The sequence below is a fragment of the Vibrio scophthalmi genome, assembly GCF_040869025.1.
GTDB lineage: Bacteria > Pseudomonadota > Gammaproteobacteria > Enterobacterales > Vibrionaceae > Vibrio > Vibrio scophthalmi.
Window position 1 is genome coordinate 3,120,961 of sequence record NZ_CP134271.1, and the last position, 23,285, is coordinate 3,144,245.

The following is a 23,285-nucleotide window of genomic DNA, read 5'->3' on the forward strand; positions in this document are numbered from 1 at the left end:
AGTAATTGATAATGCAAAACAAACGTGAATCGTACAATCGCGAAGATCTTCTAGCGTCAAGTCAAGGTACGCTATTTGGTGAAGGCTATCCTCAACTTCCTGCACCAAACATGCTAATGATGGATCGCATCGCCAAAATGTCTGAAACCGAAGGTGATTTTGGTAAAGGCCTGATCTTAGCAGAACTCGATATCACGCCAGATTTGTGGTTCTTTGATTGCCACTTCCCTGGTGACCCTGTAATGCCTGGCTGTCTTGGTTTGGATGCAATGTGGCAGTTGGTTGGTTTCTACCTTGGTTGGGTTGGCGGCAAAGGCAAAGGCCGTGCATTGGGTGTTGGTGAAGTTAAGTTCACGGGACAGATCTTACCAACAGCGAAGAAAGTGACTTATGAAATTCACATGAAACGCGTAGTAAACCGTCGCTTGGTGATGGGTTTAGCGGATGGCCGTGTGCTTGTTGATGGTAAAGAGATTTACGTTGCGAAAGATTTAAAAGTCGGTCTTTTCCAAGATACGTCTGCATTCTAAGTAATTAAGTTTTTAAAGCGATTCAGTTGAGTCGCTTTTTTGTTTAATAACTCTTTAGTTATAGTGCGCTAAGCATATATTATAAAGCCCCTTTCGGGGCTCAGTTCCTTAGTGTATGTGAAGAGAGGGTCTATTTATACAAACCAGACATTTTATCATCTCTGGCGTCACGCCAACCACCAAGCCAGTAAGATCGAGCATCCATCTGTTGATACGGACAGTTTTCCGTTGAACGGCCATTTAGGCCAGCTTTGTATCCTTGAGATTGCGCTCGTTCTAGGCGGTCACGCTTTTGTCTCTTCATAGTGTCGTCCTCATACAATATGTTTTTGCTACCGTACTACTACTAACATTGTGGCGCTTTGATTACACCACTATTAAAGAATCGATCAAAAACGGCACTTTCTCAAGGTATAAAAAAAGCACAGGTCCAAAAGTGTGAACCTGTGCCCTCATTTACATTTTGATAAACTATTTTCTTCGGAAACCAAGCAGAGTTAACAGACCAAGCGCTAGCCAGCCTAGTGAAGCGCCTGAGCGCTCTACTTTTGTCGTTCTAAAGCCACGAGCTTGAATATCTCGTGCTGACTCTTCTGCAATAGGAATCAATTTAACAGCAACCACTTTCTCCACACCAAATTCACCATTTTTACAGTATGAATCAATATCCGTTGTGTCGTAACCACCGTCACATTTCAACGCCGTTGCAGAGATAACACCGGCATCGTTAATATCACTCGCATTAATTACGCGAAACTCATTATTCTCGTCAATACCATTAGTTAAATCATCAAGTAACCAAGCTTGCTTTTTAAAAACATCCGCTCGAAGCTCATTGTTTCCGGTAAGACCTGCGATATATGGGTTAATAAATCCACGCTGAACACGTGGTGTACCATCAATTTCACGACCAGAAGTAATGTCTACACTACCAACCACTTCGTTAAAATTATTGATAGCCCCGATGGTACCACCTTTGTTTGCAAATAATGCTCCCGCGAAATAAGTCGCTGTTGGAACTGTCACATCCTCAACAAAAAATAGTCGGTTGGCGGCAGCTCCATCTAAAGGGTTTCCTTTAGATAACTTAGCACTCCCTACGGCAACCTTATTTTGGTTGATTGACGACACAACTGAATTAGTAAATATGTAATCCGAACCACTCGTTGCGCCAGAGACTGGAGTACTTGTTATTTTATCTGCATCGGCGATATTGGCCACATCGACAGAGTAAATCGTCGCATCCATACGTTGGTCTCCATAAGTATTATAACCAACGCCATAAAACATACCGTTATCGATCGTAAAGTCTCGAATGCTTGCCTGACTTAAACGGTTGTCGGAGATATCATGCCCGCCATTAGCAAAATTCAACTCCGTGGCTAATGAGTTATTCCAAATTACGGCTTTTGAATAAAACCAAGTACCTTCATCATTTCCTTTCTCTCTGGAAACGCTTCCGACTGTATAGGTGCCATCTGTTTTCCAGGCATGAGTCGCAACAATAGCTGGAGTGGTTCCCAGACCGGTTAACGCCACACTCGAAAATGCTTGATTCCTTACCGTGCCGACACGTTTATTACCAACAGGCAAACCATCCGAAGAAATGCTATTGATGACCGCATTTTCAGCAGAAACTGCATCTTGTCCTTCAATAAAAGCAATCGAGTTTGTGTATAGACTATCTGTACGTTCTTTCTCGTAACCTTCAGACTGCTTATTAGCCCACGTATCACAAGTTGCGTATCCTAACTGACCATCGCAGTAATTTTCAAAATCATCTCGATCGTAAATAGAATAATCAAAGCCATTGTCCATCGCGAAAGGGACTTCTTCACGGTAACTAAGGCCTGCTGGCCAATTGCGCGTTTCAGCAGAAATTTTAGAATCCGGACAAGAATAAGTATTATCGAAACAACCAAGAGGGTTACCACCAGGAACCGTTACAGATTCAACGGAAGTACCATGATACTCGGTTTTATACCCACCCAATCCATAAGCGTCTGTTGCTGATTCGTTAATCTCAACGACGTTATACAAAGCTGCCTGTGCGCCGAAAGATGCCGCAATCGTCGCGGCAATGGCTGAAATTTTAAATACGTTACTTCTCATGTAAACCTTAACTTTCCTGTTGCATTGCTTCGAGCTCTTCCCATCGTTCGAAAGCAATTTCAAGCTCCTGCTCTAAAGCAGCCAGCTTATCTAATACTGTTTGAGTTTGCTCAACGGGCTGTGCGAAAAAGTCACTGCTGTTCACCGTCTGTTGCATCTGCTCAATCTCTTCTTCCAACTGCTCAAGCTGTGCTGGCAGAGTTTCAAGTTCGCGCTGTAGTTTATAGGATAACTTCTTCGGCTTAGCCGTTACAGGAGCGGATTTGAGACTTGCCTCAACTACCGGCTTTGCTTTTGCTGGTTTTTCAGGCGTTCGTGATTTCAAAACTTGTGAACGTTGTTGCTGCGCATCATGGTAGCCACCCACAAATTCTTCAATTTTACCGTTGCCTTCAAAAATCCAACTGGTCATTACCGTGTTGTCCACAAACTGACGATCGTGGCTAACCAACAACAATGTACCCTGATAGTTGGCAAGCAAATCTTCTAAAAGTTCCAACGTTTCGATATCTAAATCGTTGGTTGGTTCATCAAGAATCAGCAAGTTATTTGGTTTAAGGAAGATACGAGCCAATAAAAGACGGTTTTTCTCGCCGCCTGATAGCGCTTTAACAGGGGTACGCGCACGGTGAGGTGCAAATAGGAAATCTTGTAAGTAACTTAATGCGTGGCGAGGTTTACCATTAACAGTGACTTCTTGCTTACCGTCGGCCAAGTTATCGATCACTGATTTTTCTGGGTCCAGAATTTCGCGATATTGATCGAAGTACGCAACTTCTAATTTGGTGCCACAGTGCAGACGACCAGAGTCGGCTTCAAGGTTGCCAAGCAGCAGTTTCAACAGTGTACTCTTACCACAACCGTTGGCGCCGATAAGTGCAATGCGATCACCGCGCATAATGTTGAAAGAGAAATCTGAAACGATCTGCTTACCATCAATCGCATAATGCAAGTTTTCCGCTTCGAAAACGATCTTACCTGAACGGCTCGCGTCGTCGATTTGAATAACCGCTTTGCCCTGCACTTCACGGCGGTTTGAACGCTCTTCACGGAGTGCTTTCAGGGCGCGTACACGACCTTCGTTACGAGTACGGCGAGCTTTGATGCCTTGACGAATCCACACTTCTTCTTGAGCGAGCTTTTTATCAAATTCAGCATTTTGCATTTCTTGTACGCGCAGCATCTCTTCTTTATCGACAAGATACTGATCGTAATTACCTGGGAATGAGGCTAGTTGACCACGATCGAGATCGATAATACGAGTCGCCATCGACTTGATAAATGCACGGTCGTGGGAAATGAAAATGATCGAACCACGGAAATCTTTGAGGAAGTTCTCTAACCATTCAATCGTAGTCACATCTAAGTGGTTGGTTGGTTCGTCGAGTAGCAATACATCAGGATCGCGAACCAGCGCACGCGCAAGTGCCGCTTTACGCTGCCAACCACCGGACAAATCCGTTAGTTTCGTGTGAGCATCAAGCTTAAGGGACTCAAGCACATTGTTAATACGATCTTCAAAACGCCACGCGTTTAAGTGATCAAGTTTCTCTTGAACACGAGACAGTTTATTAATGTTCTTTTCGCTTGGATCAACCGCGATCAAATCCAAAATGTCGTGGTATTCTTTTAAGAACTCACCCACTTCAGCTAAGCCACCAGATACGTAATCGAATACGGTGCCTTCTTCATTACGCGGTGGATCTTGTTCCAAGCGTGAAACAACCACATCTTGGGTAATGGTTAGTTTGCCATCATCCATCAATACATCGCCCGCAATCACCTTCATTAGAGTTGATTTACCAGCACCGTTTCGACCCACAAGACAGACGCGTTCGTTTTCTTGTAGGGCAAAATCTGCTTTGTCGAGCAATGGGTGGTCGCCAAATGCTAGCGAGCCATTATTTATTGTAAGTAATGCCATTATTGTCTAACCAAATTTGTAATTGTGGTGAATCGAAAGGCCAATTGAGTTCATTGCCTTGATAATTGAGGACGGGAATCGTGACCCCGTAACGAGAGAATAGCTCATCGTCGAAGGCGATATCAACAACAGCAACTTCAATATCAAGTTGCTGTGTTAACTCAAATGCCATCTCACAGAGATGGCATCCTTCAGTACTATAAAGTGTAATCAATCCCTTGCCCTTATAGTGTTATACGTCTTTGTGGGTAACAAGCCAGCAGTTATGGATATGCTTGTTACGAGAGAAGTCCAAAGGCAACGTCTGTGCGGAAATGTTCTTCGCTTGTAAGCCCAGTTCTTCAAGTTGCTCAAGATCCATTTTGAACTGACGTTTGTTGTTCGAGAATACGATCGTGCCTTGTGGTTTAAGCAAACGCTTCAGGTTTTTCATTAACTGAATGTGGTCACGTTGAACATCAAACGATTGTTCCATACGTTTTGAGTTAGAAAACGTTGGTGGATCAATGAAGATAAGATCGTAACTGGTGGTTGCTTTTTCTAACCACTGCAGGCAATCCGCTTGAACATATTGATGCTGGCGGCCAACTTGGCCGTTTAGCTGCATGTTCTCTTTTGCCCACTCTAGGTAGGTATTAGACATGTCGACAGTAGTCGTTGAACGCGCACCGCCATTGGCTGCGTGTACCGTTGCCGAACCAGTGTAAGCAAACAGGTTAAGGAAATCTTTACCTGCTGCCATTTCCCCGAGGCGACGACGAGTCAATTTATGATCCAAGAATAAGCCAGTGTCTAGGTAATCGTGTAGGTTAACGATAAGCTTCGCACCGTACTCGTTTACTTCCAGCTTTTCAGACTGTTGAGACAGCTTTTGATACTGTGAACGACCTTTTTGCTTTTCACGTGTTTTGAGTACCACTTTGTTCGCATTGGTACCGGTCACTTGGATAGATGCACGGATGATATCCGTCAGGCGACGTTTCGCTTTTTCTTCAGGAACATCTTTTGGCGCTGCGTACTCTTGAATAACCAGTTGATCAAGGTAAACATCGATCGCGACATTGTATTCAGGCAGATCCGCATCATAAATACGGTAGCAATCTAACTCTTCTTTGCGTGCCCATTTAGCAATTTTGCCAATGTTCTTTTTCAGGCGGTTAGCAAAGTCTGGTGCAATCACGGTTTCAGTGACATTGTCACTACCCGCTTCTACTACGCGAGCCGAGATTTGGTAGTTCTTTTGGTGACACGGTAACGCACCATTATTCAATTTGAACTGCTTATCTGCACGCATACGCAAACAACTTAGCAACTCATCAGAACCAGAGAAGATTGATGCTTGGCAACCGCCAAATTCAGATTTAAGCTGCGCACCGAATGCGGTGTACAGTGCAATCAGACCAGGATGAGTGCCCAAACGCTCACCGTAAGGTGGGTTACAAACAATCACGCCCTCACCAAACTCTTGTGGTTTCTTAAGCAGTGCAGCATCACCTACTTCAAAGCTCACGATATCAGCAACACCAGCACGGCGCGCGTTATCACGTGCGGTTTTTAATACGCGTTCATCGTTGTCGAAGCCAAAGAATTTAGTGTCAAGTTTATTGACGCCACGACGTGCTTGTACACTCGCTTCAGACTTCAGTTCCATCCAAGTGTCAGCATCAAAATCTTCTAGTGACTCAAAGCCCCAAGTCTTACGGTTCACACCTGGCGCCATATTAGCCGCCATCATTGCCGCTTCAATCACTAGCGTACCTGAACCGCACATTGGGTCGAGGAAGTTCTTACTCGCATTCCAGCCACTGCGCAGGATAACCGCCGCCGCTAGGGTTTCACGCAAAGGCGCACGACCAGCTTCTTCACGGTAACCACGCTGGTGCAAACCGCGACCAACCATATCGATACCAAGAATCGCTTTATCTTTATGAAGACGAACATGAATACGAAGATCAGCAAGATCTTTACTGATCGACGGTCTAGGAAGGCTCTTCTTAGTAAAGCAATCCACTATCGCATCTTTTACTTTCATTGCGCCGTATTGGCTGTTACGAATTTCATTGTTGGTACCGTTGAAATCAACAACCAATTTTTTGGAGCTATGGAAATGATTTACCCAGTTCACAGCCGAAGCCGCTAGGTACAAGTCCATGTCATCCTGACAGGTAAATTCAGACAAAATACGGACAAAACGTGATGCAAGGCGACTCCATAAACAACAACGATAGATCTGTTCGTTAGTTGCTTTGAATCTCACCCCAGCCTGCACTGGTTTTGCATTGGTTATGCCTAGTTTTGTAAGTTCTTCTACCAACAGGTTCTCTAACCCGTTTGAAGTTACCGCAAGATATTGATGCATAGTGTTCTAATGTTTGTTTGAAATGACCTCTCATTATACCCGACACAGCGCACATTTCGTTAATTGATTCGCATTTTTCTCACTCAAAAACCTTCAGACGCTCATCATTCCACCAGCCGTAAATAAACATCCCGAATTTTTACACTACCAACAGCCTCTCAAAATCTTTGACCAACAGTCAGCGCTCTCAGCGATAGTGAATGCTTATTCACACCAATTCTGGTCTATACCACCTGTCATTTGTAGCTGTAATTTAGTTACTAAAACCGCCTAATTGGGGAATTTTCTATTTAGCGATGACTTAAGAGGAAATAATTGCTGCACAAAAAATGTCTAATTTGCGCAATTTTTGGAAGATTTATCACAACGAAATCAACCCGATTGGAGGGTAATTAGCGCATTAAATGGAGGGGGTTCTCTATTGTTCGCACAATAGAAACAAAAAAAGTCGGCACTTGGCCGACGAGAAATGATACTAAAAGGAACGAAACTATCTCTAAGGAGAACTATCTACACGAGAAAAACGTATGGTATTGAGGGAAGCTACCCCACTAATCTCATTGGTTGTGTAAGGAACTGATGACTAATGATTTGCATACGGTCATGCATTACTTTTATCGCTTCGCCATATTGAATCGATTTGACACCATTAAGGTTGAATTCGTCCAAATTAATTGACGCACAAAGACTGGCGCACTCACCCACTTCTAAAACGATAAAAGCACCGTGGCCATGGCTATTTTCTAATCTAACGAAGTCACCTTCAACCGGAGTACAAGAGCCATCAGACAAGCTGTCAAAGAACCAGCTTTTCGGTTGTACCGGTTTGTGGAAGCGTTTTGCTGCAACACAGTACAATGCCAACTGTGCTTGCCTTGGTTCAGAGAGTTCTAGGTGAGCAATCTGTTCTTTATAAGTTTGGTAAGCAGAAGCATCATCAACCGAAAATTCATTGACGCCTACTGCACACTCAACAATCAACTTACGAGAAAGGTTTGTTTTGAATACCATTTCATTGCCGAGATCGAGCATCAAGTGCTGATCAGCATCATCATAGTACCAAGTCCATTTGTCACTGGGTTTAAGCATCGTCCAATCTCTATGTTTGGGTTAATTTAGGTAAAACGCTTAATTACCTTCCAACATTTAGCCAAAGTGTATGCTCAGACAGAGAAAAAAAAAGAGGAAATGATTTCTCACTTCCTCTTCGATAGAACTTATGTGAATCAGTAATTTATTGTGACAGCGTCACGACTGATTAGATATTTTTGACGATCTCTTTAACGAGACCTGGACCATGGTAAATAAATCCAGTGTAAACTTGCACCAGTTTTGCACCCGCCATCATTTTCTCTTTCGCCGCGACAAAAGAATCAACACCGCCCACCCCAATAATTGGCAGTTTATCGCCCAACTCTTGATGAAGACGACGAACAACTTCGGTACTACGCAATTGTACAGGACGACCACTTAAGCCCCCTGCTTCATTGGCATTTTTCATGCCTTCAACAATTGAACGATCTAATGTGGTATTGGTTGCAATGACACCATCAATACCATTCGCAATCAATGACTGACAAATTTGACTGATTTCATCATCGCTCAGATCTGGGGCAATTTTTAGAGCGAGCGGAACGTACTTATTATGTTTCTCAGCAAGTTCAGCTTGTTTTGCTTTTAATGAAGAAAGTAGTTCATCTAAAGCTTCACCATACTGTAGAGAACGTAGTCCCGGAGTATTTGGTGATGAGATGTTTACAGCGATATAGCCTGCATATTGGTAAACCTTCTCCATACAGATCAAATAATCTTCTGTGCCCTTTTCAATTGGTGTGTCCTTGTTCTTACCGATGTTGATGCCAAGTACGCAATCAAATTTTGCTTTCTTAACATTCTCAATCAGATGATCAACACCTAGGTTGTTAAAACCCATACGGTTGATAATACCTTCTGCATCAAGCAGACGGAAAAGACGAGGTTTATCATTACCAGATTGTGGACGCGGAGTGACCGTTCCCACTTCAATGAAGCCAAAGCCCATTGCATCGAATGCTTCAATACATTCGCCATTTTTATCCAGACCAGCCGCAAGACCAACAGGGTTACGGAAAGTAAGCCCCATACATTCTACTGGACGGTGTGGAAGTTGTTGACGATAGAAGAGATCGAGTGGAGTGCCGTTGAAACGTTTGAAGTTTTCGATTGCAAGATCATGTGCCTTTTCGGCATCAAGTTGAAAAAAGCCAGTCCTGGCTAGACGGTAAAGCATTGTGCCTCCGAAAGAAAAAAGCCCCGTATAAACGGGGACTTATTATTTACTCATTTGAAGAACAATTCAAATTTAAAAGCATTAATTCCCGCAATGCGACCGAGAATTTTGCAAATTCATGCACTGAACCCACTTTAAACTCATTCAGAATGTTCTCCCAACGATGTAAAGAGACTTCATTAGAGCTAATCCAATCTTCTAATGCTTGAATTTCGTCGATCTCTTCGGGGTGGCAACCGCAACTTAAAACTTGTCCGGTAAGTTGACGTTGCTGCCAATCGAGATCTTCCCTAAAGGCTGCTCGTGCTAATGCTTGCCAATGATTGTCTACCGCTTGACCATTGATTTGTTTCAAGAACCAATGCAATGACAATCTATCACCTAAGTTAAAGTACAGTTTCGCGGTTTTCTCAATAGAAATGCCCTTTTCACGAGACACTGTGGATATATCCAGTACTGAGTATAAGCTTGATAAACGCGCCACATAATTGGCTAACTCTGAACAAATGCCTTGTTTAACCCAGACATCCGCAACATCGTTATGTTCCCTAACCTCATTTTCAACCAGTAAACTATCTAGAGAGACTTTCACTTTTGATACATCAGCTTGGTACAACTCAATCAACGCTGTTACTGATTGTTTACCACTACGATTGCGAAGTAACCAACGAGACAATCGACGTAGCGTACGACGGACATAAAACATCATTTCATACTGAGCTGATGTGGATGCCGTGTTATCAAGTTCACGTAATTGCTTCATGACTTCCGCTAAACCGAAGATTTCTCTGGAAGCGGCGTAAGCATTAGCAATATCGACAACATTTGCCCCGGTTTCTTCCTGTAAGCGGGTCGCAAAATTGCATCCCATTTCATTAACCATTTGGTTAGCTAAAGAAGTGGCGATAATTTCACGACGTAATGGGTGATCGGCCATTGCTTTTTCATAGTTACGTCGTAACTTAGTTGGGAAGTATTGAACCAGCTGTTCGGCATGATAACGGTCGTTAGCGATATCTTCATGGACCAATTCTTCTTTCAACACCATTTTACCGTAAGCAATAAGCACGGAAATCTCAGGTCTGGTCAGGGCTAAACCTTGTTTTTCCCTCTCCAATAACGTTTCATCATCCGGAATGTATTCGAGTGCACGATCCAAATGTCCTGCTTTCTCTAAGGTATGAATAAAACGTATCTGCTCTTTGACTAAGGAAACCCCTTGATGCTCGGTCACAGAAATCGTTTCGGCTTGGCAATAAGCATCTTCTAATACGATCTCTCCTACCTCATCTTCCATCGATTCTAAGATCGTATTGCGCTGTTTGATCGTCATATCGCCATTCGCGACAAGACCATTCAAAAAGATCTTTATGTTCACTTCGTTATCGGAACAATCTACACCACCGACATTATCAACAAAATCGGTATTCACACGCCCACCAGCCAAAGCAAATTCAATTCGCCCTAACTGAGTCATACCTAAGTTACCACCTTCACCAACAATTTTGGCGCGTAGATCGCGGCCATCGATACGCAGCATGTCATTGGCGCGATCACCCACATCGGTATGGGTTTCCGTCGCGGCTTTGACATAAGTTCCTATTCCGCCGTTCCACAGTAGATCAACCTGCATCGTCAAGATCATCTTAATCAGATCATTCGGTGCCAATGATGCTTTCTTCGTACCAAGCAGTTTTTGAATTTCCGGCGTCAACGTAATGGATTTAGCTCGGCGAGAGAAAATGCCACCACCTTTAGAGATCAATTTCGGGTTATAGTCTTCCCAACTCGAACGCGGCAAATTAAATAGACGTTCGCGCTCTTGCCAACTACTTGCTGAATCGGGTGTTGGGTCAATAAAGATGTGCATATGGTTAAACGCTGCGACCATTTGGGTATGTTTCGATAGCAGCATGCCATTACCAAAAACATCTCCCGCCATGTCACCAATACCAATCGCCGTAAAATCGGTGGTTTGACAATTAATGCCCATTTCACGGAAATGACGCTTAACCGATTCCCAGCCACCTTTAGCAGTAATCCCCATAGCTTTATGGTCATAACCATTTGAACCGCCGGAAGCAAAGGCATCACCTAACCAGAAGTTATACTCTGCCGAGACTGAGTTTGCGAGATCCGAGAACGTCGCTGTGCCTTTATCTGCTGCTACAACCAAATAGGGATCATCTTCATCATGACGAACGACATTTGCTGGCGGAATCACTTCTCCTTCAATGATGTTATCGGAAACATCTAATAGTGCTCGGATAAAACGTTTATAGCAGCGTTGACCTTCAGCAAAAATTTCATCACGTGAAGTGAGATTAGGCTGACGTTTACAAACAAACCCACCTTTAGCGCCCACAGGGACGATAACCGTATTTTTAACTTGTTGTGCTTTTACCAAGCCAAGAATTTCAGTGCGAAAATCTTCTTGTCGATCTGACCAACGCAAACCACCACGGGCCACTTTACCACCACGTAGGTGCACACCTTCAATATCTGGCGCGTAGACAAAGATTTCAAATGCTGGCACCGGCTGCGGGATCTCTGGTATATCACGCGGTTTAAGTTTCAATGCTAACCATGGTTTCGGTTGCTTATTCTCATCGAGCTGATAATAGTTAGTTCGTAGTGTGGCACTGATCATTTCCATATAACGACGAATGATACGATCGTCATCTAAGCTTTCGACCAAATCTAACTTATCGGTGATCTTTGCGATAATGTCGGCTTGCGCTTTTCCACTATTTTTCGCCTTTGGATCAAAGCGTTTTTTGAATAACTTCACTAGATCACTGGCAAGATCCGGATGATGAGTCAGTGTATCTTCGATGTATTGTTGACTGAACGGAAAACCGACCTGACGCATATAGCGTGCATAAGCGCGGAGAATGGAGATTTCACGTCCGGTTAATGATGCACCCAGTACCAGATGGTTAAATCCATCGCTCTCTAAGTCGCCATGCCATACAGCAGAGAAAGCTTGTTGGAAACGATCGCGCGCTTCACGAAGATCAACGCTCCTATCACTCTTATGAAGCATCGAAAAATCTAAGATCCAGTAGACTTGTCCATTGGCCTTTCTTACTTCATAAGGTGATTCACCAATCACCCGCAAACCGAGATTTTCGAGCATCGGCATCACATCAGAGAGATGGATTGGTTCATCACGATGATAGAGTTTTAAGCGTACTGCTTTGGAATCTTTGGTTAATTCTTGTGGGCGGTAAAACAGCATACCCAATTTATGATCATCACTGAGTGACTCTAAACGTTCAATGTCTGCCACCGACGAACCCGGCATCACATCTTCTTTATATGAACGTGGAAATGCTCGCATATATTCTTTGGAAAGTGGCAGCCCTTTACTCTCTCCGTAGTTAGCAATGATCGCTTCTGACAAACGGTCATCCCAAGTCGATGAGGCTTCCATCAAGTTCCGTTCTATTGCTTTGACATCAATATCCATATTGTTGTTATCTACCCGAACGATATAGTGAGTTCTCGCCAACGGGCTCTCTGAGAAGTAAGTGGTAAATTCCACTTCTTGTTCACAGCCAAAATACTGTTTGAAAATACGTTGAGTCTGACGACGAAGCTCGGTGTTATATCGATCTTTTGCCACATACACCATACAGCTAAAAAAGCGACCAAAAGGATCTCGTCGAACAAACAGACGTAGCATATCTCGGTCTTGCATCTGTACGACGCCCATCCCGACTTCGAGTAACTCTTCTTCGCGGGCTTGCAACAATTCGTCGCGCGGGTAATTCTCTAGAATATTGTGTAGTGCTTTGTAGGAGTATGAACCTTGACGGTAACGACTAGCCGTTAAGATGCGATCGACTTTTTCTCTAATCAACGGAATACCAGCCACACTCTGGTTATAAACCGCAGAGGTATAAAGACCAGTAAAGCGGTGTTCACCAATCACTTTGCCATCTTTATCAAATTTCTTAATGCCAATATAGTCTGTATAAGCCGGTCGATGTATACGCGAAGGCGTATTGCCTTTTGTAATGATGAGTAAAAACGGCTTTTGAGCTTCTAAGCGTGCGGAATCTGGAAAATCAGAAAGCTTAACACTGCGTACGTGACGAGGATTGGAAAATAAGCCGAGACCTTTCTCTTGCGTTGGGCACAGTTCAATCTCATTTTCGCCATTCACAAGGTCATATTCTTTGTACCCCATAAAGGTAAAGTTATGATCCCCTAACCAGCGGAGAAATTTGATCGTCTCATCATAATGATCACGTTCGATCTCAAACTTGCCCTGTTGCTTCTCTACTTGATCCGTCACTTGTTTAAGTTTGTCGACCATCTTTTTCCAATCAGCGACAACCAACTCGGTATCGCTCAAGATACTAATGAGCTCTTGTTTTAATGAGCTCATTGCTTCCTTATCGCTTAAGCGGTCAACTTCGATATGGAAAAGTGAGTACATTTCACCCTCACCATTATTGATCCCGACGATATCACCATGCTTAGAATGTTGTACTTGAGTTGGTCCATGAAGCATTAAGTGTGATGCAAGATCGAGGCGGTTCAATGCCATTTTTACCGAATCAACCAAAAATGGGCTATCGTGTACCACAATTTCCACAATAGTGTGCGTCGATTTCCAGCCTTGGCGACTGACAGTTGGATTGAATACGCGAACCGAAAATTCATTCGCCTGTTTATCATTGATATGGTGCCAAAGGCTAACAACCGCACCATAAAGATCTGATTCATTTCGTTCTATCAAATCGTCATGGGCAATATTACTAAAAAAGTGTTGAGCAAGCTGGGTTACTAAAGGTCGCTGAGCAAGGTCGAGTTTGTCTTGAATCAGTTGATAGACTTTTTCAAGCAGCACCGGCATTAAAGTGTCACGCGCGGTCATAATCACACTCCACTATTAGAATTGTATTTTGTAGGGATGTCATAAGGCACCATTGCTAGTTCATAACTGGCTAGTTGAGCATAGCTAGTTTAAGCATAGTGCTTTATACGTTTGATGCTGTTTTATTGTATCGACATTGCTGTGGGAAGGTTAATGTTTTGTATTCAGCAATAGAGGAAATGTTTAATAATGTGATTGCAGTTATGTTTAAACTTCTAATAAATCAGTGCATCACAGAACTTCTAACTTAACAAACTTATTATTTTGGTCAGTTGTTAATCGAAAACGACCTTTAAGACCTAATTGCGTAAGGAAAGGTCTAAAGCGAGACGCTGGCAATTGGATACGTAATCCTGTCTCCGTTACGACTAAGATAGAGGTTGCCGCTCCGCTATAATGGGCAACATAAGTTTGGTATGGGATATCTAATCGGAAATGGTAATAATTCATATAACTGTATAAATAAACAGTACCACGTAAAAGTGGTACTGTTTGGTTATGGAATATTCAATTAATGCTAATGCATGAACAAATTCTAAGCATCAAGCGCTTTACTTACCTTTTCAAACAAGTCTTTGGCGAGATTATCCATCGCTTTGAGTTGTTCGAGTTCGGCACGAATCATCGCTTGTCTTTGCTCGTCATACTTACCCAGTTTTAATAATGGATCAATTAATCGCGAAGCAACTTGTGGGTTACTACTATTCAATTCACGCAAAATCTCACCAGCAAACTGATAGCCAGAGCCATCTTTAGCGTGAAAATGCACCGGGTTCATATTCAAAAATGAACCGATTAAACTACGGGTACGGTTAGGGTTTTTCAAACTAAACGCTTCATGTTTCATAGTTTGCTTAATTACAGTGAGTACATCATCCGCTGGATTAGTACCTTGTAGCGCAAACCATTTGTCCATCACTAGGCCATCATGTTTCCATTTCGCACTGTAATCCGCCATCAAAGTTTCGCGACAGGCAAGTTGCGCAGAGTTAGCCGCGCTCATCGCTGCCATGGTATCTGTCATGTTATTTGCATTCGTGTATTGCTGTTCAGCCAATGTATTACCTTGATCGGTTAACGCTAAGTAGGACAAAGCCGTATTACGCAATGCACGTTGACCTATCGCAGCGTGATCAATGGTGTATTCATCTTGAACTAAGCTAAAGTAAATCGCACTGAGCTCATCTTGCAATGCAATCGCCAATTGCTGCTTGATGGCCTTTAACACGTGAGCGATAGCATCAACATCAACAGTTTTATACCAACCCGAAACTTCGTTATGACTTGGCAACGATAGCACTTCAGCGATGAATGCTGGCTCTAACTCTTGGCTGAGTAGTACACCACGGAAGGCATCGATCACGGCTTCAGGCAATTCAACATCACCGCCTTGCTGCACGACTTCAACGTTATGGCGAATATATTTTGCCAACAACATTTGGCCAGCATCCCAACGGGCAAACTCATTGCGTGCATGAACCATTAAGAACGTCAGTTCTTCATCACTATAATCGTATTCCAATATCACTGGTGCTGAAAACTCTCGCAGTAATGAAGGTACTGGTTTTTCTGATACGTTCTCAAACACAAAGGTTTGTTTATCTTGGGTAACGTTCAAGACATGATGTACTTTTTTACCGTTACAGCGTAACTCAATCACATCGCCTTGTGGCGTGTAGAGCTCGATATCAAAAGGAATATGCAGCGCTTGTTTCTCTTTTTGATCTTGTGTCGCTTCGGTTGATTGTTCAATCGTTAACGCATAGGTTTTGGCTGATTGATCATACTGGCTAGAAACGCGAACCGTTGGCGTACCCGATTGACTGTACCACAGGCGGAATTGAGTCAGGTCAACACCTGTTGCATCTTCCATAGCAGAAACAAAATCTTCGCAAGTTGCAGCCGTGCCATCGTGGCGCTCAAAGTAAAGCTTCATCCCTTTTTGGAATCCTTCTTCACCCAATAAGGTATGGTACATGCGAATAACTTCACTGCCCTTTTCATATACCGTTAAGGTGTAGAAGTTGTTCATCTCGATCACTTTCTCAGGTCGGATCGGGTGAGACATTGGACTCGCATCTTCGGCAAATTGAGGGCCACGAATAATGCGCACATTGCCAATGCGGTTAACCGCTCGCGAGCCAAGATCGGACGAAAACTCTTGGTCACGGAAAACCGTTAAGCCTTCTTTCAAACTTAATTGGAACCAATCGCGACAAGTCACGCGGTTACCCGTCCAGTTGTGGAAATATTCATGGCCGATGACCGCTTCAATGCCAAGATAATCAGTGTCAGTCGCTGTTTGGTCATTTGCTAAAACGAATTTAGAGTTGAAAACGTTCAAGCCTTTGTTTTCCATTGCCCCCATGTTGAAGAAATCAACGGCAACAATCATATAAATATCAAGATCGTACTCTAGATTGAAACGTTGCTCGTCCCACTTCATTGAATTGATTAATGACACCATTGCATGATTTGCACGTTCCAAGTTGCCTTTGTCGACAAAAATTTCCAACTCAACTTGTCGGCCTGATTGTGTTTTGTATTGATCGCGCAACACATCAAAATCACCGGCGACTAAAGCAAATAAGTAAGATGGTTTCGGATGTGGATCTTGCCATTGCACCCAGTGACGTCCACCGTCTAAGTCACCTTGTGCGATACGATTACCATTACTCAATAGGAATGGGTACTGAGTTTTATCCGCGATTACTTTGGTGGTGTATTTCGCCAAAACATCAGGACGGTCAAGGTAGAATGTAATACGACGGAAACCTTCTGCTTCACATTGAGTGCAATACGCGCCACCCGATTTGTATAAACCCTCAAGTAAGGTGTTCGCTTCAGGATTGACTTCTGTCACGATCGTTAACGTAAACTCACTTGGCAATTGATGGATATGCAGTCCGTCATCGACTTGCTCGAACTTATCCCAAACTTGACCATTAACCTCTAGGCTCTTTAAAACCAAACCGTCGCCATCCAACTCAAGAGTCGTGCTCTCTGCTCGTTGTTTTACTTGCGATACGGCAGTGACAATCGTTGCGGTATCGTGCAACTCAAAAGTCAGGTCAATATCGGTGATGGTGTGAGATGGTGACTGATAGTCTTTACGGTATTTGGCTTGAGGAGTATGAGCCATGACTAAATCCTTCTAATGAATATTTTTGTTCAGTTAGCTTACAACTCTGAAAACAAAAAAACGAGGCATTCTCTATAATTGCCTCGTTTTTTTACTGTAATTTGTTTGCGATGCCAACAGATTGTCTAATCGCTGGTCGCTCGCTAGAGTTATCGAATCCGATTCAGTACCGCGAACATTTCCCCTTCTTCAGTTTCAATCGTCAAGGTATCTTGATTCAATTTATAACGGGTACTATGTTCACCATTTTCATAAAGCAGTACGAGATTCTCACCCTCGGTATAATAAACACCTTGGTGGATGGCTTCATCTCCCTCTTTATTACTGACTTTAAACTGGAAAATGAAATCGGGTTGCAGCACTAAATCCATACGGTTAACATCATTCTCTTCCAAATCGTATCCCGCAAGATGCTCGCTCGACCACATCCCCGCAAGAGAATTGGACAACGCTTTGGTAAAGACGACGCCGTTGAGGTTCAATAGATTGTGGTTTCCCGAGTATTGATAAACCTGAGGCTGGTCAGTATGAAGGCCAAGAATTATCGTATCGTCATTGGCGGTGTACATCCCTTCCCAATGATCGACACTGTAATCTCTTTTTTGAATATCAATTGTGAAGTTGTATTTTGAATCGAGGGTCAGTTTAATCGCCAAAAAGTTCTCTTGTGAATCTTCAGGATTAGGATTAACCAAGTACCAATCTCCGAGAAGAAATGGATGATCGAAATAACTGAGTGCATCACTATCCTTCGCAGGAGCTCCCCATACAGTCAAACTGAAACACGCAAGTAAAATCCCTAATAATTTCATAACGCTTCCCCTCGCTTTTATTTTAAGCGTAGGAGCAACTGAGCTATAAAGCTAAATTTTTTGATCTAGATCACGTTATTTATAGGCACAAAAAAAGCGAGCTTAATGCTCGCTTTTATATTCATGTCGTTAATTATTGGATCATATCAACCATAATCGCGACAGATTCGTCTAAATATGCGTCTGGCGCTTCATAATCCTTCGGAATATCATCCAAAGTCTTATAAGGCTTTAAGCCTGCGGCTGCTTGGCGCTCATTGACTCGAGTTAAGCGTAAAACATCTGCTTCATCACTGATCCGTTGACGTTCTTTCTCATTTAAAGAAAGGGCGTTATCTTCTTTTTCAGCATTGTAGCGTTCGATGTCTTGAGCAATAAATCCGAACTCGAGATCATTGGCAATACGGGTTTGGTGTTGGGCATCTAACTTAGCGATAATATTTTCGTTACTCTGTAACTTTTTATAATTCGCTTTGTCGATGCTATCCCATGGTAAAGCATTATCCTCGACACTCTCGCCCGTTTCTGCCGGATCGATTGGCGTTGGGTATGCGATATCAGGAACGACACCTTTGTTCTGAGTGCTACCACCATCAATTCGGTAGAATTTTTGTATGGTGTATTGAACGTAACCCAACTCTTTATCAAACAGATCGTAGATATGGTTCAATGAACGGTGTTGTTGAACAGTACCTTTACCAAAAGAGTTCTCTCCAACCACAATTCCTCGACCATAATCTTGCATTGCGGCGGCAAAGATTTCAGAAGCCGATGCACTATAGCGATTAACTAAGACCATTAATGGACCTTCGTAACTGATCACATCATCAGTGTCATTGTTTACACTAACACGACCGTAGCTATCACGTACTTGAACCACCGGACCACTGGTAATAAATAAACCAGACAGTGCCGTGGCTTCCGTTAATGCACCACCACCGTTATTGCGCAAATCAACGATAATCCCGTCAACCTTCTTCGCTTTAAGATCCACAAGTAACTTGTCAGTATCTTTCGCAAGGCCGACGTAGAAACTTGGCACTTCTAACACGCCAATTTTCTTACCATCTTGCTCGATAATTTCAGATTTTACCGCGCGATCTTCTAAGCGAACTTTATCTCGAACAATCGAGATAATTTGGCTCTTGGCATCTTTACCTTCTGGTAAGACTTCCAGTTTAACCGTCGTACCTTTCGGCCCTTTGATCAACTGAACGACATCATCAAGACGCCAACCAATCACATCTACCATCTCTTCGCCGTCTTGACCAACGCTGACGATACGATCACCTTCACCTATTTGTTTACTTTTCGCAGCTGGGCCACCAGCCACTAAAGAACGAATAATGGTGTAGTCATCTGTCATTTGCAGAACGGCACCGATCCCTTCAAGGGATAAATTCATTTCCTGTTGGAATTGATCGGCATTGCGAGGCGACAAGTAACTGGTATGGGGATCAACTTCACGCGCAAAGGCATTCATATAAATTTGAAATGCATCTTCGTTGTGAGTTTGACTTAGGCGTTTGAGCGCGTTGTTATAACGTTTACCTAAAACCTCTTTGATCTCATCCCAGCTTTTACCTGTTAACTTCAGGTTCAAAGCATCGTACTTAACGCGCTTACGCCACAACTCATCAATCTCAGCCGTGGTTTTTGGCCAAGTCGCCTCACTACGGTCAAGTTCGATTGATTCATCAACATTAAAATCCATCTCTTTATCAAGCAGTGATAATGCGTATTCAAAACGCTCATAACGACGCTTGATCGATTGATTGTAAATATCGAAAGCAATCTGGTTATCACCAGACTTCAATTGATCATCGAGAGATTTATCCCAAGCAGAGAACTTATCAATATCCGCTTGAGTGAAGATGTTCTTGTTGTAGTCGAGCAATTCTAGATAACGATCGAAGATCGCTTGCGAGAATGTGTCGTCAAGAGTGAAATGTTTGTAATGAGAACGAGTAAATCGAGAAGTAACACGTTTACTTGCCGTCTTATGCTGAGTTTCAGGTACAAGGACAGGTAAATCAGTGATTTCGATATTCGCTTCGAGAGCGGCTGCTGGATTAGCTGCTAGCAATAAGCTAGCAGCAATCAGAGAAATATTTAAACGGCATTTCATGCGTAGGAGACTCTCCTTTATGCGCGAAGGTGCTCCGCTTTCACAACCATTTGTAGGCCGTTAGACAGTTGAACTCGCACATCTTCCTTATTGATTTCAACGATAGTCGCTGCCATGTTTCCTTTGCCCATGTTCACGTTTACTTCATTACCAACGCGTACTTCGTCAGCGTTTAGTGCACGTGTTTCTACTGGTGCTTGAGCTTTTGGCGCTTTATTCGCTTGTGGGCGACGCGCTTGCTGAGGCTTCTTGCCTGCTGGCTTCGCTTTCGCTTTTGCTTCTTCACGAGCTTTTTGCGCTTGCTCTTTCTTACGAGCTTGCACTTTTGCTTTGCTTTCAGCTAGCGCTGCTTTAGCGTGTTCAACGTGCTCTTCGTCTAGCTCACCACATGGGTTGCCATCTAGGTCAACGCGTACTGCACCTGGTTTAGCACCGTGCAGGTAACGCCATGATGAAGTGTACTGTCTTAACGCTGCGCGAAGCTGAGTTTTACTTACTTTCGGGTCATCAGATAGACGATCCGCAAGATCTTGAAAAATACCAATTTTGAGTGGTTTTGCTTCACCTTCTAAAGTAAAGCACTTAGGGAAACATTCAGCAACGTATGCAATGATTTCTTTGCTGTTTTTTAACTTTTCAGTGTTTTCCATGGGGGTTCCTGGTTCATGCGGACGTTCCGCGAGCATCATTAAGATAAATATTTCAGGTATTATAGTGACCTGAAAGCGAAAAACCACACTCTAACGCTAATTTATGCCTTGATAGCGTGTGAATTGAGCAGGTTTTCTACTTCAGCCATCAAAAATGTCAAACCTTGCTCGTCTTCTTCGCTGAATCGACCAATATTTGGACTATCGATATCTAAAACTCCGGCTATTTTACCATTAATTGAGAAAGGAATCACAATCTCTGAGTTACTTGCTGCATCACAAGCGATGTGTCCGTCGAATTGATGAACATCATAAACGCGTTGCACCGTGTTTGTTGCCGCCGCGGTACCACACACTCCTCGACCAAGTGGAATTCGCACACAAGCCGGTTTTCCTTGAAATGGTCCCAAAACCAATTCGTCTTGTTCGAGAAGATAAAAGCCGACCCAATTGAGATCGGTCAATTCCATATTGAGTAATGCACTCAGATTCGACAAATTCGCGATAAAATTGCTTTCTGTTTCCAGTAATGCCAACGCTTGCTTGGTTAGACGCTGGTAATGTTCTATTTTCATATTATCTACCGAGTGTTTTTTCTATTTGAAAACATGAGACTTCTACTTCGATTCTACGTACAATTGCCATAACTATTAATAATAAGCATTATCACTTAAATGACAGCAGACGCTAACACTATTAGCCGTTCTTGGCTTATAACTCAAGTAAAAAACAACAAGTCAAAATTGCTTGTTGCGAACCTTGTCGCCATTATTGCTACCCTCATTAGTGTTCCTATCCCGCTTCTTATGCCTTTGATGGTTGATGAGGTATTGTTAAACAAGCCAGGAGAAGGCTTGGCATTAATGAATGAGGTGCTACCCGCCGCTATTCAAACGCCAACCGGATATATCTTCTTTACGCTATTTCTCATTGTGCTAATGCGCAGTGGTAGCCAGGCGCTCAATATTCTGCAGAGCCGTCAGTTTACCTTGGTATCAAAAACCATCACTTATCAAATGCGCAGCAAGATGATTGATAAACTTGGTCGCATTAGTATTCGTCAATACGAAACGCAAGGCAGCGGTGGCATCAATGCCCACTTAGTCACCGATATAGAAACCATCGATCAATTTATCGGTTCGACGTTAAGTAAATTTATTATTAGCTTGTTAACGGTGCTCGGCACCGCTGGCGTTTTACTTTGGTTAGATTGGCGTCTGGGGCTATTTATTCTGTTGGTCAATCCTATCGTGATCTACTTCTCACGTAAGCTAGGCAGCAAAGTAAAACACCTCAAAAAACGTGAGAATCAATCTTTTGAGCGTTTTCAGAATCGTCTGGTGGAAACGTTAGATGGAATCTATCAATTGCGTGCGGCCAACAAAGAACGAGAATTTTTAACCGAGCTTAAACTGCAAGCAAATCAAGTTCGCCTCGACGCCGACAAATACGCATGGCAATCAGAAGCGGCAGGACGACTCTCCTTCTTATTATTCTTACTCGGCTTCGAACTATTTCGCGCCGTCGCGATGCTAATGGTGCTATTTAGTGATTTAACCATTGGTCAGATTTTTGCGGTATTCGGTTACCTGTGGTTTATGCTCGGCCCCGTTCAAGAGTTACTTGGCATTCAGTTCTCTTGGTATAGCGCCAAAGCGGCATTGGCCCGCATCAATACCCTGCTTCAACTAGAAGAAGAATATCGCCCAGTGAGTAAGGTCAATCCATTTGTCGAAGGGCAAGAAGTCGACGTATCAATAGAAGACGTAACTTTCTCCTATAATGAAGAGACAAAAGTACTCAATAATCTTTCTTTGCATATTCCAGCCGGCAAAAAAGTCGCGTTGGTTGGTGCAAGTGGTGGCGGTAAATCCACCTTGATACAATTGCTGATTGGTGTTTATAGACAAGACTCCGGTCACATAAAATTTAATCATCGAACCACCGATGACATTAGTTTTGATGTAATTCGTGATCAAATAGCCGTGGTTTTACAGCAACCTATACTATTTAATGACAGCTTGAGGCATAATCTCACGCTTGGTGGTCACTATAGTGACACTCAACTTTGGCAAGCACTCGAGATAGCACAAATGCAAGATGTCATCTCGCAACTTAGCCAAGGGCTCGAAACCCAAGTGGGTCGCAACGGTATTCGTTTATCTGGCGGCCAACGCCAACGTTTGGCGATTGCACGTATGGTACTGAGCGATCCTAAATTCGTCATTCTTGATGAAGCAACATCGGCGTTGGATACCGCGACTGAAGCGGCATTACACCGAGCTTTAACAGAATTTTTAAGCGGCCGCACAACCTTAATTGTTGCGCACCGTTTATCCGCGGTAAAACAAGCAGATCTCATCTACGTTTTAGAAGATGGTCAAGTGACCCAGTTTGGGACGCACGGAGAGTTAGTTGAACAACAAGGCTTATATCAAACCCTTTATGGCGCGATACAGTCGCACGGTTAA

16 protein-coding genes are annotated in these 23,285 nt (G+C 43.2%); 2 read left to right on the forward strand and 14 right to left on the reverse strand.

Translation table 11 applies throughout. The features are described 5' to 3' along the window. The first annotated feature begins 11 nt into the window (after positions 1–11). The gene (fabA, locus tag RJD38_RS14175) at positions 12–530 is read left to right on the forward strand and encodes a bifunctional 3-hydroxydecanoyl-ACP dehydratase/trans-2-decenoyl-ACP isomerase (protein WP_005597411.1); all 519 of its coding nucleotides are present in this window, start codon (positions 12–14) and stop codon (positions 528–530) included. A 130-nt stretch (positions 531–660) separates the two neighbouring features. Here the strand turns inward: fabA and rmf are convergent, their stop codons facing one another. The 14 genes from rmf to RJD38_RS14245 form a co-directional block, all read right to left on the reverse strand. Further along, the gene (gene rmf / locus RJD38_RS14180) at positions 661–834 is read right to left on the reverse strand and encodes a ribosome modulation factor (protein ID WP_005597413.1); all 174 of its coding nucleotides are present in this window, start codon (positions 832–834) and stop codon (positions 661–663) included. A gap of 167 nt (positions 835–1,001) precedes the next feature. Continuing rightward, positions 1,002–2,642 (reverse strand): DUF3466 family protein, encoded by a 1,641-nt coding sequence (locus tag RJD38_RS14185; RefSeq protein WP_065430366.1) that lies wholly within the window; start codon positions 2,640–2,642, stop codon positions 1,002–1,004. A 7-nt stretch (positions 2,643–2,649) separates the two neighbouring features. Further along, positions 2,650–4,566, reverse strand: coding sequence for an ABC transporter ATP-binding protein (locus RJD38_RS14190; RefSeq protein WP_005597417.1), 1,917 nt, complete (start codon positions 4,564–4,566; stop codon positions 2,650–2,652). Further along, the gene (locus tag RJD38_RS14195) at positions 4,544–4,780 is read right to left on the reverse strand and encodes a glutaredoxin family protein (protein ID WP_081467382.1); all 237 of its coding nucleotides are present in this window, start codon (positions 4,778–4,780) and stop codon (positions 4,544–4,546) included. Before RJD38_RS14195 ends, RJD38_RS14190 begins: the two co-directional genes overlap by 23 nt. An 18-nt stretch (positions 4,781–4,798) precedes the next feature. After that, entirely contained in the window at positions 4,799–6,925 is a 2,127-nt protein-coding gene (rlmKL, locus tag RJD38_RS14200; RefSeq protein WP_065430365.1) for a bifunctional 23S rRNA (guanine(2069)-N(7))-methyltransferase RlmK/23S rRNA (guanine(2445)-N(2))-methyltransferase RlmL, read from the reverse strand. 543 nt (positions 6,926–7,468) lie between these two features. Further along, entirely contained in the window at positions 7,469–8,014 is a 546-nt protein-coding gene (locus tag RJD38_RS14205) for a cell division protein ZapC (RefSeq protein WP_005597422.1), read from the reverse strand. Positions 8,015–8,183: 169 nt separating this feature from the next. Continuing rightward, positions 8,184–9,194: a quinone-dependent dihydroorotate dehydrogenase gene (pyrD, locus tag RJD38_RS14210; RefSeq protein ID WP_005597423.1), complete on the reverse strand. Its 1,011-nt coding sequence runs from the start codon at positions 9,192–9,194 to the stop codon at positions 8,184–8,186. A 46-nt stretch (positions 9,195–9,240) separates the two neighbouring features. Next, a complete protein-coding gene (locus RJD38_RS14215; protein ID WP_065430364.1) occupies positions 9,241–14,082 on the reverse strand; it encodes an NAD-glutamate dehydrogenase in 4,842 nt (1,613 codons plus the stop codon). Between the two features lie 231 nt (positions 14,083–14,313). After that, complete coding sequence (locus RJD38_RS14220) at positions 14,314–14,532, reverse strand: DUF2835 domain-containing protein (protein WP_005597429.1); 219 nt, start codon at positions 14,530–14,532, stop codon at positions 14,314–14,316. Between the two features lie 85 nt (positions 14,533–14,617). After that, positions 14,618–17,224, reverse strand: a complete 2,607-nt coding sequence (gene pepN, locus RJD38_RS14225) for an aminopeptidase N (protein WP_065430363.1) — start codon at positions 17,222–17,224, stop codon at positions 14,618–14,620. A 149-nt stretch (positions 17,225–17,373) separates the two neighbouring features. Next, positions 17,374–18,036, reverse strand: coding sequence for a hypothetical protein (locus RJD38_RS14230; protein ID WP_065430362.1), 663 nt, complete (start codon positions 18,034–18,036; stop codon positions 17,374–17,376). Positions 18,037–18,169: 133 nt separating this feature from the next. After that, entirely contained in the window at positions 18,170–20,164 is a 1,995-nt protein-coding gene (gene prc, locus RJD38_RS14235; RefSeq protein WP_005597434.1) for a carboxy terminal-processing peptidase, read from the reverse strand. Positions 20,165–20,181: 17 nt separating this feature from the next. Beyond that, positions 20,182–20,814: an RNA chaperone ProQ gene (gene proQ / locus RJD38_RS14240; RefSeq protein WP_005597436.1), complete on the reverse strand. Its 633-nt coding sequence runs from the start codon at positions 20,812–20,814 to the stop codon at positions 20,182–20,184. 101 nt (positions 20,815–20,915) lie between these two features. Next, positions 20,916–21,389, reverse strand: coding sequence for a GAF domain-containing protein (locus tag RJD38_RS14245; protein ID WP_065545286.1), 474 nt, complete (start codon positions 21,387–21,389; stop codon positions 20,916–20,918). Positions 21,390–21,488: 99 nt separating this feature from the next. Between RJD38_RS14245 and RJD38_RS14250 the strand changes: the two genes are divergently transcribed. Then, positions 21,489–23,285: an ABC transporter ATP-binding protein gene (locus RJD38_RS14250; RefSeq protein WP_065430360.1), complete on the forward strand. Its 1,797-nt coding sequence runs from the start codon at positions 21,489–21,491 to the stop codon at positions 23,283–23,285.